12 protein-coding genes are annotated in these 18,252 nt (G+C 44.4%); 1 reads left to right on the top strand and 11 read right to left on the bottom strand.

What is annotated here, in order from left to right; all coding sequences use genetic code 11:
* The first annotated feature begins 659 nt into the window (after positions 1 to 659).
* Positions 660 to 851, top strand: a complete 192-nt coding sequence (locus AC0LWN_RS10225) for a hypothetical protein (protein WP_474664855.1) — start codon at positions 660 to 662, stop codon at positions 849 to 851.
* Here AC0LWN_RS10225 and AC0LWN_RS10220 read toward each other — a convergent pair.
* The 11 genes from AC0LWN_RS10220 to AC0LWN_RS10170 all read right to left on the bottom strand — a co-directional run bounded on the left by AC0LWN_RS10220 (position 848) and on the right by AC0LWN_RS10170 (position 18,138).
* Positions 848 to 1,432: an HNH endonuclease gene (locus AC0LWN_RS10220; protein WP_474664853.1), complete on the bottom strand. Its 585-nt coding sequence runs from the start codon at positions 1,430 to 1,432 to the stop codon at positions 848 to 850. The two genes, AC0LWN_RS10225 and AC0LWN_RS10220, sit on opposite strands and share 4 nt — an antisense overlap.
* A complete protein-coding gene (locus AC0LWN_RS10215) occupies positions 1,422 to 2,036 on the bottom strand; it encodes a hypothetical protein (protein ID WP_474664851.1) in 615 nt (204 codons plus the stop codon). The genes AC0LWN_RS10220 and AC0LWN_RS10215 overlap by 11 nt, the downstream gene beginning before the upstream one ends.
* The gene (locus AC0LWN_RS10210) at positions 2,023 to 4,581 is read right to left on the bottom strand and encodes an ATP-binding protein (RefSeq protein ID WP_474664849.1); all 2,559 of its coding nucleotides are present in this window, start codon (positions 4,579 to 4,581) and stop codon (positions 2,023 to 2,025) included. Before AC0LWN_RS10210 ends, AC0LWN_RS10215 begins: the two co-directional genes overlap by 14 nt.
* Before the next feature lie 16 nt (positions 4,582 to 4,597).
* A complete protein-coding gene (locus AC0LWN_RS10205) occupies positions 4,598 to 6,142 on the bottom strand; it encodes an Eco57I restriction-modification methylase domain-containing protein (RefSeq protein ID WP_474664847.1) in 1,545 nt (514 codons plus the stop codon).
* Positions 6,143 to 6,833: 691 nt separating this feature from the next.
* Positions 6,834 to 8,249 (bottom strand): alpha-L-fucosidase, encoded by a 1,416-nt coding sequence (locus tag AC0LWN_RS10200; RefSeq protein ID WP_474664845.1) that lies wholly within the window; start codon positions 8,247 to 8,249, stop codon positions 6,834 to 6,836.
* 282 nt (positions 8,250 to 8,531) lie between these two features.
* A complete protein-coding gene (gnpA, locus tag AC0LWN_RS10195) occupies positions 8,532 to 10,691 on the bottom strand; it encodes a 1,3-beta-galactosyl-N-acetylhexosamine phosphorylase (RefSeq protein WP_474664843.1) in 2,160 nt (719 codons plus the stop codon).
* 234 nt (positions 10,692 to 10,925) lie between these two features.
* Positions 10,926 to 11,987 carry a peptidyl-prolyl cis-trans isomerase gene (locus AC0LWN_RS10190; RefSeq protein WP_474664841.1) on the bottom strand — a complete coding sequence of 354 codons (1,062 nt, stop codon included), beginning with the start codon at positions 11,985 to 11,987 and terminating at the stop codon, positions 10,926 to 10,928.
* A gap of 383 nt (positions 11,988 to 12,370) precedes the next feature.
* Positions 12,371 to 13,240 (bottom strand): carbohydrate ABC transporter permease, encoded by an 870-nt coding sequence (locus AC0LWN_RS10185; protein WP_474664839.1) that lies wholly within the window; start codon positions 13,238 to 13,240, stop codon positions 12,371 to 12,373.
* Positions 13,241 to 13,242: 2 nt separating this feature from the next.
* Positions 13,243 to 14,127 carry a carbohydrate ABC transporter permease gene (locus AC0LWN_RS10180; protein WP_474664837.1) on the bottom strand — a complete coding sequence of 295 codons (885 nt, stop codon included), beginning with the start codon at positions 14,125 to 14,127 and terminating at the stop codon, positions 13,243 to 13,245.
* A gap of 287 nt (positions 14,128 to 14,414) precedes the next feature.
* Positions 14,415 to 16,550 (bottom strand): discoidin domain-containing protein, encoded by a 2,136-nt coding sequence (locus AC0LWN_RS10175; protein ID WP_474664835.1) that lies wholly within the window; start codon positions 16,548 to 16,550, stop codon positions 14,415 to 14,417.
* A gap of 160 nt (positions 16,551 to 16,710) precedes the next feature.
* Complete coding sequence (locus AC0LWN_RS10170) at positions 16,711 to 18,138, bottom strand: carbohydrate ABC transporter substrate-binding protein (protein WP_474664833.1); 1,428 nt, start codon at positions 18,136 to 18,138, stop codon at positions 16,711 to 16,713.
* Between the last annotated feature and the right edge of the window lie 114 nt (positions 18,139 to 18,252).

Below are 18,252 nucleotides of genomic sequence, written 5' to 3'. Positions count from 1 at the left end.
CTACCTGATCATTAAATAAATCGCCACGACTTTAACCTCATGCCCTTGAATAGAAGAAGTAGCCTCTTTCCTGATTAAAATTTTTATTCGGGTTAAACCCTCGGTTGGACTTTAATAAATCCTCTCTATTCAGTGTCATCTGAAATCTGAAGCTAAAATGCTCCTAAGGAGTTACCCTAGGAGCATTTTTCCCTTTGTTCATAATCGAGCTGAATGATCTCTTGAAAGACATTATGTTCTGTACTTTTCCGCGAGACCTCAATAATTGTCATCGAATAATTGGATATGTGTTAACTAAAAAAGTGGGCTACCAAAAATTACTGTACATGACTTAAGACATACACATCCTACCCTTTTTCTATTCCAAGGTGTCCTTCCCAAAAAAGTGGCAGAATGACTTGACCGCGTTGATGTAACCATGACTCTTAATACGTACAGCCACTTACTACCTAATAAGCAGAAAGAACTGGCCGATGATTTTGGTGCGTTCTTATTTCCTGATGATGAGTAAATCACTCCTTAGTTTAAATAGTCCACTCATAGCAATAAAAACATAGTATCCGCCATAAACATTTATTAGTGGATGACTTACGTATAAAACAACTGGCATATAGAAATCAATAAAAACAAATAGCACACACAATATTTAGGAGGCTTCTATGGATAAAATAGAGCTTGTAATACAACACTTAGAAGAGGCGCATAAAAAAAACGATGAAGTTATTGATAATTATTCACTAAAAAAGGTGTCTATAGATGAATTATTTAACGCTTTATGGCAAACCAATTTAAAAATTGAGGCAATAATATTGCAATTGAAATTAATCAGTTATTTTTCGGGAGAAACTTAATCTTCTCCTAACTGGTCTAAATAACGTAGAAACTCACCGGTTAGTTGAAGTTGTCTTTCTTTTAATTCTACTATTTTGGGACTAATACATTCTTCTTTGCTAGCACTAAAAAGTACTTTATCAATCTCTTTAAGCAAGTTAAATACCCTCGTTAAATTCCATGTCACATTATGTCTGATGAGATAAAAATGCAATTTATTATACATATATTCTGCTTGTTCCGATTTACACTTTATTAATCCTATTTCATCTCTCAAAAAAAAATCATTATAATCCTCGTTACAAGGATCAATATACCTTCCTTTAACTTCAGGCGGCCAATCATCGCTCTTAAAAATATTGCAATAAGAGCAAGCATATATTAGGTTTGAATATTCCTGTTCTAACTCAGGAAAATTCTTTTTGGGTTTAAAATGATCAATATGGAAGTACCTAGATCCTCCACTCCATTTATCATATGAATCGCAGTATCCACATCTACGGTTGAAGTCTTCTCTCAAGTGCTTTTTGTATTGTCTATAATTTTTAAATTTAAGATTACATGTTCTAGATGGTTTATATTCTTTATGTTTATTTTCCATCTTTATCTCTCTTCACTTCTTTTAATAACTCCTCGGTATTTTCAAGAAGTTCTACAAGACGTTTATCAAAAGTTAAACTTTTCTTTAAGCCAATAGGTACACTAGTTTTTTTAAAAATGCTACTTTCTATAATTGTGTCGAGTTCAAGTAATGTTTCTTCTTCTTTAAGTGTTAAGTCCATTTTTTTAGAATGTAAATACAATAACTCTTTCTTTGTTTCATCAATCATTTTGTCATAAATTTCAATTTGTTTCTTAATTCTTCTTTTTAACTGATCTGGTCCATCTTGTTTGCGATAAATTTTATTCACATCAACGATATTATTTTCCGCTTCTAGCTCAAACGCTGTCAGAACGAACGATGGGTAATTAGACATCGATTTTTCAATTTCATTTATTATATCTATCCCGTTATATAAATGAGTTTGTAAATCAAAATCAACGACTAAAGCCCTAATTTGATTTTCAATCAATTCTTCAATAATTTCATCAATCGAATCTTTTAATTCAATACTGATGACATTAAAAAAATCAGAGTTGTCTCTTTTAAACGCCCTAATTCTGTCTGCCTCATCATCTATTATAGCAATTTTATAGATGCTCATTTACAACACCTTCATCATCTTTTAGTGGAATTTTAATATTAATACTTATCCCAGGCCTAACTTTTTGAATTGATATTTCTCCTTGATAATACTCAACAGAAGACTTTACTAGCCACATTCCTAGACCAGTCCCAATTTCTTTACCTGTAACATCTTTCCTTGTAGTAAAAAACGGCTTAAAAATAATATTTGGATCTGAAATATCATTAGACAGGCCCGGCCCCGAATCACTGTATGTTAAAAACAATATATTCTTATCCTGATACATTCCAATATCAATCTGTTTAATTCCACTAGCATCTCGTCTCGTAAATGCACTCAAAGAATTAGTTATAAGATTATTAAAAATAGTATCCAAATCTACTTGAAACATACGAACAAGCATCTTTTGGTCATTTTTTGTTTCTGGAAAGTTATAGACTATTTCTTTTGAGTCAAGTATTGTTGACCAAGTTTTTTTAATCTCCTCTATCATTGGATATAGATCTTGTTTTTTCAATGCTCTCTTATCTTTTCTAATCGAATTCAAGGCAAAATCCAACCAGTATTTTAGCTTTTCATCCTGCCGCCGAATATCATCAACTAATACAAAGGGATCTTCAAAATCTTCAAGATCTTTAAGTGCCTCTCTATCAATTAGCGGTTCCAATACTTTATTAAAATCATTTGTTCGTCGTGAAATTTTTTCGCTCAGATTCTGAAGTTCATGTGCAAAAGAAGTTATGACCAATCCTGTGCTAGCCATAGTTCTCATTAGCTGCATTTCTGTTAAAAGTTGCTCTTTTTCCTCTTGAATGATAACAACGGTATCAGCTAATAGTTCTCTTTCCTTTTGCTCACTTCCATCAGTAACCGCAAATTCGACCTGATAATTCCTTGCTTTAACTTTGCTAGATTTTTTTGCATTATTCTTTTCTTTAATGATTGTTTGTGCAAGTTGCTTCCCTTCGTTTTTCTTTTGTTCAGTTCTGTTTATTTCATTGTGAAACTTTAATAAATTGGTCATTACAGTTGATCTATCATCCTCCAACAATCCGATAAGTGCAATAATAAATTGTTTGAAATTGATAAAAACCCCGTTCTCCTGAAGCCCTTCTCGACTTGATTTATCTTCAAAATTAATATTTGTCAATCTTGATATTTTAATTAATCCGACTACCTGATTAGGTCTAAATCTACCTCCTCCTGATTGAGTAGGGCCTCCAGGACTTTTATCTGCGCGTTCTCCTAATTCAAGCCAGTCAAATGAGCTTCCACCTGGTTCACCATAAGGTCTAATTCTAAAATAATCCCTATATAATTTTACTCCTCCAAACTTTTCAAGCCATTTCCCTCTTCCTGTTGTTATATCTTTATATTTAAACTTTACTTTATCTTCGTTATTGCTAATGGACCTCTTCAAAAAATATAAAGTAAACTCAAATGGACCAATTTCTGATAATAATGTTTCACTGTTATACCCTGGCATTATTTCATTAATTGATTTAACTTCTTGGTAATAGCCTCTTTCGAATGTTTTCACATCGAATTGTTTCTTTTGCATGTCTTCATATTTGAATATATCCCTATCGAATAAATTAAAATTAAATTCGTTTCTACTGATATTAACAGTTACAGTTTTATCATCTTTAACTTTTGCATGAATTTTGTAATCAAAATCATCACATACATAAGAACGTATTTGTCCGTATTTTGTTGGTTCAAGAGTACTATACAGATATACACTAAATATATTATCTTCTGTCGGAGGTATTAATGTTTGAAGATTAGAAAAAACATTAGCTACTGAAGTTTCATTCCATACATCTCTCAATCCAGTAACAGTAAAGATAGTACCATTTGAAAAATCGTAATCCTTCAATATTTTTTTATGACCATTCAAAATTTTAGTAACAAGTCCCTTAAACCCCGATTTATCTATTTCTTCTATTTCAGCAAATACATCATCAATATTAGCGTTTTGTTTTTCGAATTGATTCCATTCAACATTCCAACGTATAGCTTTATGGTAGTCTTTAGATGTAGTTAACATCGAACATTTATCACCTAATCTATCCAGTGCGAACCTACCAATCCCTTTTGCTCCTGCTCTAATTCTTCCATCATCAGAGAGAAAATTTATTTCTTTATTATTAGTACCAATAGTCATCCAATAATTTTCAATCGTCTGCTGGTTCATTCCACTGCCATTATCAATTATGTATAATTCGTTTTTACTAGAAAACTGATTCGCAAGTCGAACGTATAATTCACTATCAATATTGTCGTTTAATTGATACTGATCATGTTTTAATTGATATTTATAGCTTTGTTGGATAAGTGAAGACAATAAATCATCAGCTTGAAATTTTTCAAATTCAGAAACTGTCAAACTGTCTGGTACTGTACTAAACTTGTTATTGTAATACAACAGACATATCTTTGCCCCTGCATCGTAACTGTTCTTAACCAATTCAATTATTGCACCATCAAAATTACTTACATTTTCTCTTCCTATTAATCTCGCGGTCCTAGCAGAAACTTTAAAAGGAATTTTTTTAGGCATAGTAACCTCCATATTATTAAGTGAACAAGATACTTTGAATCAGTTCATCAATCTCCAGTTGTGTATGCCCGTCACTTATTAATGCTCCTATAGTATTTATTTTCTCTGCTGTCGGATATTTTATTGATTTAAGATCTGCAACATTTACTTGGGTATGCCCATTAAATTGCCTAAAATAAGAATCCACTAAGGTGGAGTTTAAATAAGCAGATAAACCTTTTGCAAATGTTAAATCCAACCCTCGATTATCTTTATGGAAATAATTAATTCTGTTTTCAAATGCAACTTTATCATAATCCGGGAAATCATTTGGGTAATAAACAGCAGACGCAACTCTCTTTCTCTCTTCTTTAGTTGTAAATCGCTTTACTACTACATAAACATCACTTGGTAATAAAAGCTTTCGCGTCTTATCGGCATATTCAATTACAAATGGCTTCGATATTTTAGATGATGGCCATTGCAGTTTTCCGTTTTGGATGTTACCAGGGTGTATTAGTGGGAAGTTATTAGCAGTAAGATGTTGACTTGTGTAATCAGTGTTTCTGAAATCTACAACTTTCCCTGTTGAAACATCAATGTTTAGATCTTTCAAAGAAGATGGTAGTGAATGCATTGTCCTAACAATATTTGAATCGTTATCATCTTTAACTAATCTGATAAAAAGTTCTGGATCATTAGGGTGTATTAACTGATTCAAGTCAATTTTATATCTTAATGTTTTTTCCTCTTTAATTCCTGAATTTGAAGTGATTAAAACCTTACGAATTTTTTTATTCTTGACCAATTGAAATATTATATTTTCCTGGAGCACTCTATCTTCCTTGAAGATGCATTTTCTAGACTCAAAAGTATGAACTTTTTTGAATGTCATCCTCTCCAACATATCTCTTCTAAAGGATTGAAAATGAGGGCCATTGCAAAAACTTCTAGGGGTAATTGCTACAATTTGCCCATTTGATTCAAGCATCCTAAAGCTTAAAGATAGAAAACCTGTATATAAATTAGGACTGTGTATACCTACACTTTCCAGTGAATTCCTCTGATCACTCTTAACAGAAAGCTTTTTATAAGGTGGATTCATAATTATATAATTAAAAGCGGGGTTATCTCCTTCGTTAATAAATTTCGTTCCCAAACTTATAAAATCCGAGTTAGTTATGCTATAGGTGAAATTTATGCCAAAGTCCATACATATTCTGGTACATAGAGCCATCGTTCTTTGTAAAAAAGGAATCAAACTTGCATCACTCTCTACTAAAGTTAGTTCAATTTGATTCACATCTTTTTTCTTACTACATAAATTTGAAATGAATACTGCTGACAATATTCCTACCCCTGCACCTGGATCCAGTATTTTGTAATGCTTTGCATTTATTTGGAACATTGTCACTAATTTTTTTGCAACTTCAACACTTGTAAAGAATTGTCCAAGTTTTTCTTTGGACTCTTCTTTCAGCAAACCACTCGCTTCAATACGAATCAAATCAACATTTTTCAGAAAATTATTAATTGTTTTATTTTTTTTATACAATGAAGTTGTATTTTTATGTTCTGACATTGATGTAATCCCCACATTCCACAAAATACTTTATTGATTATTTTACCATTCAGCCTAGAAAAATTATATTACTTATATTATAAATAACTGAGATCATTAAAGTAATGCTATAGTATAATGATTTATTGGCATAAAGGATTCCCTGAATCAAATGTGTACAACCACTCCTCTATCCGAGTCGATGTTTAATTTTTCAGCATTCTTACAATCCGTTACAGAACTTCTTTATTGAACCAAGTCGGTAATAGATTCAATGAATTCATAATCATTCAAAAAGGAGAATATTTATCCCCTGCGATTGGTGTCACATTTGGTGTCTGAATAGAAAAAAACACTCCACATCATGGAGTGCTAGCAAGTAATAAATATTGCCCAAACCCTTAATATATAAGTTTTCTCAGCATCATCTCGTATTAACGAGAAGTCCCACCCTAAATTCGGGAGCAAGAGGTCGCAGGTTCAAATCCTGTCGTCTCGACCATACAAACTTAAGGATTCGCGGCTTTCGGGCCGCGATTTTTTGCGCTGATACGTTTAGTTATATAGAATCTCGAAAAGTACAGTTCCGCCTTCCCTATCGGAAAGAAAATTACACATACGAGACTTCACTTAGAATAAAATAATGCCCGCCTAGCGGATCTTCCCCTTGCCGGGAAAAGTTCCACTAGAGCGGGCAATCAAGCATCACTGCTCAATCTTCTGTATTCACAACCCGAATATGGGCCAGGGTCGGAAAGCCGCGGTATTGCTTGAACACAAGCTTGAGGCGGTCTGCACGGGTCTGCGGCAGGCGGAGGATTTTTTTGTAGCCGATAATTGTTCCTTCGGCCGCTTTGCTCCACTCCTGCTGATCTTCGCTCCACAGCTCGAACGCTTCTACCCGCTGTCCCTCCATGATCTGTTCCTGCAGAATCACACTGTTCAGGGTGATGGCTTCCGGGAATGCGATTTCGATCCATGGCTCTCCATCCTCTTCCGCAGGCTTCCAGATCAGGCCGTCTTCGCCTTCGGGCAGGCGCGAGGCTATATCCGCAGAGCTGGAGGCAGTCACCGCAGCCAGCCGCATTAGTGAAGCCTCTTCCAGCTCCGCAATTCTGCCGCCCAAATCTGCCAGCGCCAGCCGGTCCGGTTCTGAAATTACTCCTTCTTTATTCGGCGGAATATTGAGCAGGAAGGTGGCGTTGCCGCCTACGGCATTGAGATAAATATCGAACAGCTCTTTGCCGCTGCGGACCTGAGTGTCCTCTTCCTCATGATAGAACCAGCCGGGACGGATGGAGGTGTTGACCTCTGCCGGGTACCACACCCACTCCCCTTCATAGGCAGTGAAGAGCGCACGGCTGCCCAAATCCTCTTCCATCGAATTCAAAGAACGCGAGAACCCGCTGTCATCGGCGTGCTGCGACTTCTCGGCAATCTTTTCCGCGTCCTGCAGCAGCCTTGGAACTACGCTCCATTCCTCTGCCCGGGTATGTCCGGCTTCATTGCCCACCCAGCGGATATCCGGGCCGCATACGCTGATCACGCACCCCGGCTGAAGTCTGCGAATTGTCTCATAATAACGGTCCCAGTCATAAAATTGCTTTTTGCCGCTGGGGCCCTCACCGTTCGCGCCATCCAGCCAGACGCACCCGATCTCGCCGTAATTGGTGAGCAGCTCGGTTAGCTGGTTGACATAGAAGTCATCATAGGCCTTGCCTTCGCCATAGGTTTGCTCCGTCCGGTCCCACGGCGAAAGATACACCCCGAATACCAGCCCCTGCTCCCGGCAGGCCTCGGACAGGTCTTTGACCAAATCGCCCTTGCCGCCCCGCCACGGTGTATTGGCTACCGTATGCCCGGAATACCGGCTCGGCCAGAGACAAAAGCCGTCATGATGCTTGCAGGTCAGAATGACCGCCTTCATTCCCGCATTTTTCAGGATCGCGACCCATTCCGCAGCATCGAGCTTCGCCGGATTGAACAGGCTTATATCCTCATGCCCTGCGCCCCACTCCACGCCCAGCATCGTATTGATGCCGAAATGAATGAACCCGTAGAACTCCAGCTTTTGCCAACGAAGCTGCCTGCCGGAGGGCTTCACATTGAAAATTTCTGTCTGCTTCATTTGAGCGGTCCTCCTTGCTCATCAAGATGTATAAAAATTAACTAAAAGCCTTCATTTCCGGTATTGGCCGTAACTGCGGTGATATTTGGACTTCCGGCCGCTGTTGTCTGCAGATTTCTTGATTTAAACCGCTTTTCGCGGTAGAAATCCGCAGACAAAGGCGGACGCTGACGCTCCTACAGTTCCAAAATCCCCTCCGTTACTTTTACCTTTATGATATTTTTAAGTTCAATTTATTTAGATTAGCTTTCCAGTTCACTTTGTATCTTTTTGCTTCGCTGCCTACATTTCTTTCCACAAAATGCCCCCGGCTTCAAGCTGCACCGATGAGGTGTTGCCCGCGCCGTCGTAGACAGTGGTAGATTGCGGATCATGTGAATTGTTGACAATAGCATACGTGCCGTTCTCGGGATATGCATGCACCTCGCAGGCTGGATTGTCGGCGTACCATTTCTGCAGCTCATCTTCCTTACCGGCGGCGTAGTACAGGCTTCTCATGAGAAGCCGGCTATTCTGCGGAGTGTAAGGCAAACCGGCGATGTATACTGCTCTGCCTTCGCCCGCCTGATTGGCGGACAGATGGATTTCGCCATTGGAATATTCCAGAATGCTCACCCCTTCATGAAGCGCATATACGTTCTTCATGCTTTCACCGAAGCTGAATTCCGTAATATTCCGGGTGATAAAATGCCCTTCCGTCAGCTTGCTGAAATACTTGTCCGTGGACAGGCTGAAGCCCTGCTCTTTGTCCACCCCAAACAAATCGGCCAATTGAAAGAACCGGCCTTGATGTGACACAGCTGAAGGCTCGCCGACCCCGATCAGCCCGCCGCCGCTGTACACCCATTTCCGCAGCAGTTCGATCAAGCGGGTGTTTTTCCACACTTCTCCGCCGGAAAATGCCGTATGCACATCGCCCGCATTTATAATCACGTCAATCGAAGGGTCGATCCCCTTGCTTAGAACATCCTCGAAGCTGATAAACTGCACATCGACGCTCATTCCGCTCAGCGATTCGAGTATTCCATAATAGGAATACGCCTGTTTGGAATACAAGCTATGTGCTACCGTAAAAGCCTGCCAGGTCCGCAAGGCTCCCCAGCAATTCAGCACGGCCACCTTCAGGCCCGCATACGGCTTGGTCCCACGGATATACTCATGGATGTCTCTGAATTCATCCGTAATTTGCTCCACATACTCTACAAATTCCGGGAATTTGTAGGCCAGACTCAAGTAGCCGCCGTAGCCCATCCGGTCAATCGGCTTGCGGAGAATCGCCCGGCGCGCCGTGATCCAGTTCTCTCTGGCTTCCACCACCGGATCATTGCCCTCATAGAATACATCCGGGAAGAAGTAGGGCAGAAACCGTCCTTCGGTATATTTTACATGGGGAATATCGGAAATCATCCGCAGCGTCGTGCCGTCGCCCACACTGCCGACAACAGCATCCAAACCGGTGGATTCAAAATAAGGCCCATAAGGCTCCACGCCAATCCACTGATCTCCCAGGAACATGATCGCTTCCTTGCCGCTCTGATGCACCAGATCCACCAGCTTCTTCGTCTCTACCGAAACAAACCGGGACACAAAGTCAACATACTCCATATAGGATTTTGTCGGCACACGGAAGGAGGAATTGTAATACCCCTGGTCCACAAAATCCTCCGCAGTCAGGGCATAGCCCTTCTCCTTGCGGAAGTCCTCAAGCATAGCCACGGAGACGCTTGCCCCATAGCCGAACCAGTCTACAAATTTCTCCTTCCCGTACTGGTTGAACACAAGACTGAATTGATAGAAAAAGGTCGTGAACCGCACCACATCCACCTCGGGATTGTCCCGAAGCCACTGCTTCATGGCATCCAGTATGAACGCATTGGAGTGAGGCTGCTTCACATCGAACGGGATCTCATGCGGCTTGTCGCCCCAGTTGTTGGTGATGTGGTTGTACATTTGAACCGGGTCCCATTTGATATAAGCAAGAAAAGAGACTGTGTACTCATGCCAGGGCGTAGTTTTTTGAATGACTACTTTGTTATTCGGCTGCTGAACCGCCCAATTCTCCACCGGCACAAGCTCTCCGGAGGTTCTGTCCATTACCTGCCAATACTGCTTGGGGTCATGGATATAGTCCACATCCAGTTGCTCACTGTAATACGACTCAAGCAAATCTATCACAAGCTCATCCGCCCGTGCCAGCGTGAAATCCGACATCAGGTAGATTTGCGGACACTCCTCCATATGCTGCCCGATGAACTCATTATGGCCTCTGGTCGGAAAATAGGCGGTATATATTTTGGCATCCAGCGACTTAATTTCCGCATCCAGCTTGGTGCCGTCACTGTCGCGGATGGCATCTGCGCCCCAGCGCTGCATGATTTCCCTGGTCTCTGCTGCAAAGCCTTCTTCACTTGGCAGGGTTACTCTTCCTTTAGGCTTGGTCATCTATGTCTCTCCTTATTGTTAAAATGAAATGAAAAGATGATATGAAAAGGCTAAGCCGTGACTGCGGGGAATGTTTGGACTTCCGGCCGCTGTTATGTTTGGATTTCTTTGATTGAAACCGCTCTTCGCGGTAGAAATCCAAACATAAAGGCGGACGCATTCGCTCCTACAGTTCCAAACTTCCCCTCCGCCACTCCTGCCTTTTTAGCTTAAAAACCACACATCGCATCCGCATTAAGGCGCTGTAATTGCATCATAATTCTCTTGCTCCAGCTTCACGTCGCTCCGGCTATATTGCTGCTCCAAGTAATCCGCGAATTTCCGGCTTAACGCTTCCGCCTTTAATTGGCTCTCCACTTCCTCTATGGGCACGGCATAATTCGCGGTTTTATTCACCAGCTTGACGATGGAATAGCTGTCGCCCTTGTCTCCAATGGTGGAGTAGCCACCCTTCTCAAGCTTCATGGCAGTCTGGATAATTACAGCTTCCGAGGATAGCGGATTAGACCCTTCATCGACAACCGCCGTGTTCTTGAGCAGCCGGATTTGAGTATTGGTCTGGCTGATGGACTCCGGCGATTCCCCTTTATTGAGCCGCTCCAGCGCAGCCTGAATGGCTTGCAGCGCCTGGCTTTTCGCCTCCGCATCAGCATAAGGAACGGACAGCACCTCGATGTCCAGCCGGGTCCGGTTCTGATATTCCTTGGCATGCGCCTGGTAGACCCTCTTAATGTCATCTGCGGTTACTTGTAATTCCGACTTGCCCAGCAGCTCCTCCAGCTCAAGCTTCAGATTGCTGAGAGTGTAGAGATAGTACTGGCTCAAATTGTATTGACCCAGACCGAAAACAGCTTTGCTGCTGCTTATGTCCTGCTCACGCTGCTTGTTGCCGCTTGCCCAATCCTTCAATAATTGTTCGAACTCGGTATGCTTCGCCACACCTTTGCCCAGCGCGAGGGTCTGCAGCAACTTGCCCTTGGCCGCTTCTTCGGCGGCACGGCTTTTCAGCCTGTCGATGGGCCGCTCACCGCCAAACTCGGTAGTCCAGTAGTTCCCCCGGTCCTCGGCGTTATGCTGGACACTGAAATAGTTGGTAACCGAGCCTCGCTCCTTGTCCATATACAATTGGAACTCCTGCCTCGTTACAGGTGCGCCATTCACATACAGAATAACTTTGCCTGGTCCCGGTTCAGCCGCTGCATCAGATTCAGAGGATGAGGCAGGCAGCCGGATAACCCCGATGATGATCACTGCTGCAAGAACACTGAAACAGAACACCCACTTGATGACCTTCATTTCCGCTTCCTCCCGCCGCATGACTTCTTAAACGCTCATACCGGTATAGCAGAACAATCACTTACGGATTTTTTTAAACCCTTGCCTTTAAAGTTTCAGGAATAAATAACCGAAGTGGAATTTCTCCACTTTATTGTGTTGACTGACGTCCCCCCGGATGATTAGCGGGAAAAACTCCACTTATTTCCTCTCAAAATCACTGAATGGATGGAAATGGAGAGAATTAAGTCTACTTTTTCCATCTAATCACCACAAAATCGGTGAAATCCGCAAATTAGGTTTACTTTTTCCACTTCATCCACTCTCGCGATCTCGCGGTTCATTCCGTAAGCGATTGCCCTGACCGGCATAGCCCGAAGCCCTTAGCCTTTAGCCTGAACCCCCTAGCCTTTTACCCCGCCCAGCATCATGCCCTCGGTCAGCTTCTTTTGCAGCAGTACGTAGATCAGGATAGTCGGAGCTAGAACGATCACAAGACCGGCGAACAAGGAGCCCCAGTCCGTGGCATACTGCTGAATCTGCATCAGATTGGACAGGCCTACCGGAATGGTTTTTTTGGCATCTGTACTGATGAAAGTCATTGCCATCACATATTCGTTCCAGAAATCGAAAAAGCCGAACACAATCAAAGTAATAATCCCGGGCCGGGCCATCGGCACAATAATGCGGAGCATGGTGCTGAAATAGCCGCAGCCGTCAATCATTGCCGCTTCTTCGTAGTCGTGGGGAATGGATTTCATGAAGCCGGTCAGCAGAAAAATAGAGAAAGGCAGACTTCCGGTTGCATACACAGCGCTCAGCCAAAAACGGTTGTCCAGCATATGCAGATTGTTCATCAGGATAAACAGCGGCACAATGACATACACGCCCCCGATAAACAGCCCGGCGATATAAAAATTATTGAAGAAGGAGCGTCCGCGGAACCGCATTCTCCCCAGCACATAGGCTGAAGGCACAGCGGCTGCCAGCAGGATGGACATCGACAGGATCACAACCAGCACGGAATTCAGCATGTAGTCCCCGATCTTGGCAGTGGTAAAGGCATGCACATAGTTGATCCATTCAATGCCCCCCGGCAGCTTCCAGGGATTATCCATAATTTCCGCATTCGTCTTAAAAGATGCCATCACATTCCACAGCAGCGGATAGACCACCGCGATGGTTTGCACAATGAGCAGCAGGCGGAGAAGGGTTTTGCCGATAAGAGCGCCGTAGGTTCTTTTGGGACGGTGAAAAGTCTGCTCAGCAGCCATAGTTAGTGCGATCCCCTTTCGGTCAGCCTGTTGCTAAGTAACGCCAAAATCATGGAGATGATGAAAATAAACACGCCGATTGCCATCGCATAACCAAAGTTCGAATTGGCGAAGGCCTGGGTATACAGGTAGGTCATAACGACCTCAGAATGGTGGTCCGGCCCGCCCGCAGTCATGACTGAAACAATGACAAAGCTGATGCTGAGCACACCGTTAATGCTGAAAATAATCGTCACCCGGATAATCTCCCAGAGCATCGGGATGGTGATATGGAAAAATTGCTGAATACGCGTGGCGCCGTCAAGCTCTGCCGCTTCATACAGATCGGGCGAAATGCCATCAATTCCGGCCATGTAGATGACCATATAATAGCCTGCCGCCTGCCAGATCAGTGTGACCGCGAGCGCCCACAGCACGACCCGCTGGTCTCCGAGCCAGGGCAGCGCCCATTTGCCAAGTCCGACCGTTTCCAGTCCGGCATTCAGAAAGCCCATCGTCGGATGGTAAATAAACGACCACAGAATGGCAATAACCACAAACGATAAGATGCTCGGGAAGAAAAATACCGTGCGGTACAGGCTGCGCTCCCTCAGCTTGGATTTCGTCAGAATGGAGGCATTCACCAAGGCGATCAGCAAGGTGATTACCGGTACGACCAGCATCAGCAGCCCGGTGTTTTTGAGGGACAGCAGGAACGTGTCATCCTGAAACATGTCCACATAGTTCTTCAATCCGATAAACTTCGGCTTATCGCTGAGTCCGGTCCACAGATACAATGATTTTTGAAAAATTTGCACCGTCGGGTACACCTTGAACAACAGAAACAAGACCAGCCCCGGCAGCAGGCATAAGGCAATAAACAGGCTTCTCCTCGTCTTCATTGTCATAATTTGATCCAACCCTCCGCTGCTTCAGCGCTGTGCAGTCTCTTTGTCCGAGTCATATGATGTTGCAGCCCCTTTCTTCTGGATGCTCTTATTATAGGTTTGAACGCCAATCCGCCATATTAACAAAAGGAAGGATGTTCATGGAGGATTTTAAGCGCTATTTGCAAGCATTCTCACTAATGATGTCAGCTCTAAGGCATATCTTAAAATTGTACAGGTTTGCCGTATAAAAGAGGGGCTGCCCCGCAGTTCCATCACTGACGGACCCGAGGCAGCCCTGTGCATGGTTAGTTGTAAAGCCCGATTTCCGCCAGTTGCATATGCGGTTCTCCGTTGTTAGCAGATATATTTAATCTATAGTATGCATAGGCGGTTGTATTGCTGAACGTATAGGTCTTCTTAAGGAACCGGCTTGCAAAAGCTTCATTCGTTCTCGTATCCAGCGTGGTCCAGCTTGTGCCGTTATTCGAGCCCTGCAGGGTCCAGTTCTTCGGGTCGCGGCCCGGAACATCATTGGCTGAAGTAATGGAATAGGAGGTGACCGTCTGGGTTACCCCTGTGGCAAATTTATACTGAATCCAGCCGCTGTTCGTGGTGATCAGCCATTTCGTGGAAGGGTTCGCGTCGAATGCTTTCTCCTTTTCTTCCCCGGAAGGGCTGCTTGTTGAACTGGCTGTAACCGTTCCTCCAACCGTTACGGACACCGGGTCTGTCGATCCGCCTTCCACTGTGGATTCAAATGCGCCGATATCAGGCGCCGAGCCCTTATACACGGGGTTCCCGTAGAAATCCTTGCTGCCCAATTGCGGCACATATAGCCCGGCATTGATGAGCGGAGAGGTATCCTGCAGCTTGTAGCCGTTCCAGACGGTAGCGCCGCTTGTATAGCCGTTCGCACCGGTAGTCGGCGCTTGGCCGGGGTTCACCATCTGCGGCGGTGTAATGACCTTGGCCGCATCGTTCGGCTCACCGGCAGCATGGCTGCCATTCGCCACATAGAAGGCGTTATTTCTGAACACAGCTGTTCCGTAGGCGCTTGGACTGCTCGGCCAGAAGCTGGAGGAAGGCTTGTTTTTGTCATAGAAAACATTGTTGTAGAAGTAATAAGGGACGTTCTTGAAGTAAGTCGAAGCCAGATTGGCATTCGAGCTGGTAAATTTGGTCACGGCCCCGTCATAAATAAACACATTATTCAGGAAATACGTAGCCGAGCTATCGACATCGAACCAGCCGAATTTAATCAGATAAGCCGCATTGTCGTCACTGATGTTGTAGCGGGCAATATTGTTGCTGCTTCTGCCCAGGTAGGACATCCAGCCCATAGGATTGTTGTGCGTGTAATTGAATTGATAGACGATGTCCACATTGGGGGAGTCAAAATCAAAAGCGGTCCCATCCCCGTTGTTCGCTCCGGTAGTAGTCGGCCCCCCGTACACCTCATTGTTCTGAAAAATCACATTGCGGGATTTCCAGGGATAAATCCCGGCGCTCTCCGCATTGTAGCGGCGGGACCAGCCGTCGACCACGTTGTATTCAACGACAGCATCCTTGGCATCACAGATATCAATCGCACCCTGGCCGATATTGCGCATATAGTTGTGGCCGATGTAGATGTTGGTCTGCCAGAGGTTGTACGTGTCCACCTCATCCTGAAAAGCCGAAGGCGTAGTGTAGTTAAAGTTGGCAATCGCCAGCAAATCAACCTTTTCAATGGTGTTGTTTTCGATACGCACATCATTAAAGGTCATATTCTGCTTCAGCGATCCAATAACATAGAACATAATCCCGCCGTTAAAGGAAGCATTGCCGTATTGGTTCGGCCACTGGTTGGGGCTGTCAACATCATGCACATAATTATCATGGATATAGATATGGTCCATGATTGTGTCGCCCCCGGCGGGAACCTGATCGGTATCCAGCACGACCAATATTCCGTCGCGGATATTCGAAGGCTTGCTGTTCTGATAGGTTACTGTGGTCAGATCGACATCAAAATTATCGTCATTGGTGACTTCCAGATTGCTGATTTCCCAGTACTGCTGATTTCTTAGCATCACAGCTCCTGTGGCCTGATAGTCACGCTGGATGCCTCCCCCGTTGATGATCGGGCGCACCGTGCCTCCATACAGGTCAATCTTGATCGGCAGTCCCGCGCTTCCCGAGCCCTTGGGCCAGAGCTGTCCATTCCACACCCCGCCGGATTTGAACAGGAGCTGGTCCCCCGGCTGAAAGGTTGTCGCATTGACCTTGGCAAGTGATTTCCAGGCCGTGGCGGCAGTGGTGCCGTTAGCAGAATCATTGCCGCTCGCGGAATCGACATAGTAAGTGGTTCCGGCAGCGTCGGCGTTTTGAACCGGACCCACGGTGAACACAAGGGATGAGATTACAATAAGCGATAATACCAGCGAGTAAATCTTTTTCAATTTGATTCCTCCTTATTCTGGTGATCCCTTTCAGCTAACCGGTGTTGCAGCAAGCTCCTCCTTTCCTGGCGGGCTCCGTTTTCTTGGGGCATCCGCCATAATGTTATACAAAAAACCTGCCCTTACATTAAAAGGCAGGTTTCTGTACTAGCAAGGAGGTTTACTGCTGGCCTTGGTCTTGCAGTTCTTTTTGAATTTGGGTGTAGACCTTGTACAGCTTATCCGAATATTCATCCAGGGTCATTTGCTTGCTCATAATGGAGGAAATCGGTTTGTACACTTCGTCGCTGGGGTTATATTTGCTTCCCTTCGCTACGGGCTTGAAGGAGCCGCTGACGGCGACCATTCCGCTGTCTACCGCTTTATAAATATTGTAGGTGGTTTCGGAAATATATTCCTTGACCAGATCAGGCGCACCGTTGACCGCCATAACTCCCTTGGCCTTCTCCGCGTTCAGCTTGATGCTCTTTTCGCTGTAAAGGTATTTCAGGAACGCTTTGGCCAGCTCGGGATTTTTGGCTTTGGCGGGAATAACCATCTGCTCGACTTGCGTCAGCGCCATGACCTTGCCGTCACTTCCCAGTGAAGGCACGCCGAGGAATCCGAACTGGAAGCCGTCCTCACGCGGTGCATCCTTCATTTCATCCTCGAACCAGGTACCGTTCGGGATGAACAGCGACTTGCCCTGCAGGAAGGCGGTTTGGGACTGGGTATGATTGAGAGCTACCGTGCCCTTCATAAGCGCGTTGTCTTCAGAGGCGATTTTCTCAAGCAGTCCCCACACCTTCTTATAGGTTTCGCTCTTCCAGAATTCCGGGTCATAGTTGAAAAATTGCTTCAACGCCTCCTGACCGCCGGCGCTGGCAATCGCGGGAACAATCATTTCCTCCAGATATCCCGGATAGAGCCCCTGATAGGTGAACAGTGCACGGTTGTTTTCCTTCGCGACCGCATTATCGGCGAACAGCTCATCCCAGGTCTTCGGCGGCTGGATTTGCTTCGTGTCGAACAGATTTTTGTTGTACCAGAGGCCCATCACACCAAAATTGTAAGGGGCCAAATATATTTTGCCGTCTCCGTAAGGAGAAATCGAGCTGGACGACAGCACTCCGGGCAAGATCTGCGTTTTCAGCGGTGTACCCGCTTCTGTATTTGATTCAAAGACATCCGTCAAATCCAGGAGCGCCTTGTCTTTAACCAGTCCGTCCAGAATTGGCGTGTTGTCGCTTCCGGAGATGTACATGAAATCCGGCGGATTCCCGGCAACGATTTTGGGCCGGACCAGCTCGGCGATTTTGGGGCTTGCGGTAATGTTGATTTTGGTGCCCGGATGATCCTTCATGAACTCGGCGGCAACGCTGTCCCAATATTCACGGCCATATCCGCCCTGGAATACTGCGATGTTCAGCTCGGGATTATCGAACGTCTCCCCTGCAGGCGCTGCGCTGGCCGAAGCCTCCGCAGTTGCTTCAGCCGCAGCCGAAGCGGAAGGAGCAGCGTTGCCCGAATTATCAGAGCCGCAGCCGGCAAGCGGTACAGCCATCAGCACGGCTGTAGAAGCAAGGGCAGTCCATTTTTTAATCGACATCTTGATTTGACCCCTTTCTGGTTTTGGATGTCTCTAATTATAGAATTGCAAGGGGCTGCTACATATTAACAAAAGAACGGAGGTTAATGGACGATTTTATGCACAAAGCTTACT

The organism is Paenibacillus sp. sgz302115 (assembly GCF_056120445.1).
The sequence above is the reverse complement of the archived record's forward strand: the minus strand, read 5'-3'. Positions and strand labels throughout refer to the sequence as shown.

Excerpts from the sequence above, each read along its gene's own strand:
- AC0LWN_RS10225 (WP_474664855.1), top strand. The coding sequence starts at position 660 with ATGGATAAAATAGAGCTTGTAATACAACACTTAGAAGAGGCGCATAAA.
- AC0LWN_RS10220 (WP_474664853.1), bottom strand. The coding sequence starts at position 1,432 with ATGGAAAATAAACATAAAGAATATAAACCATCTAGAACATGTAATCTT.
- AC0LWN_RS10215 (WP_474664851.1), bottom strand. The coding sequence starts at position 2,036 with ATGAGCATCTATAAAATTGCTATAATAGATGATGAGGCAGACAGAATT.
- AC0LWN_RS10210 (WP_474664849.1), bottom strand. The coding sequence starts at position 4,581 with ATGCCTAAAAAAATTCCTTTTAAAGTTTCTGCTAGGACCGCGAGATTA.
- AC0LWN_RS10205 (WP_474664847.1), bottom strand. The coding sequence starts at position 6,142 with ATGTCAGAACATAAAAATACAACTTCATTGTATAAAAAAAATAAAACA.
- AC0LWN_RS10200 (WP_474664845.1), bottom strand. The coding sequence starts at position 8,249 with ATGAAGCAGACAGAAATTTTCAATGTGAAGCCCTCCGGCAGGCAGCTT.
- gnpA (WP_474664843.1), bottom strand. The coding sequence starts at position 10,691 with ATGACCAAGCCTAAAGGAAGAGTAACCCTGCCAAGTGAAGAAGGCTTT.
- AC0LWN_RS10190 (WP_474664841.1), bottom strand. The coding sequence starts at position 11,987 with ATGAAGGTCATCAAGTGGGTGTTCTGTTTCAGTGTTCTTGCAGCAGTG.
- AC0LWN_RS10185 (WP_474664839.1), bottom strand. The coding sequence starts at position 13,240 with ATGGCTGCTGAGCAGACTTTTCACCGTCCCAAAAGAACCTACGGCGCT.
- AC0LWN_RS10180 (WP_474664837.1), bottom strand. The coding sequence starts at position 14,127 with ATGACAATGAAGACGAGGAGAAGCCTGTTTATTGCCTTATGCCTGCTG.
- AC0LWN_RS10170 (WP_474664833.1), bottom strand. The coding sequence starts at position 18,138 with ATGTCGATTAAAAAATGGACTGCCCTTGCTTCTACAGCCGTGCTGATG.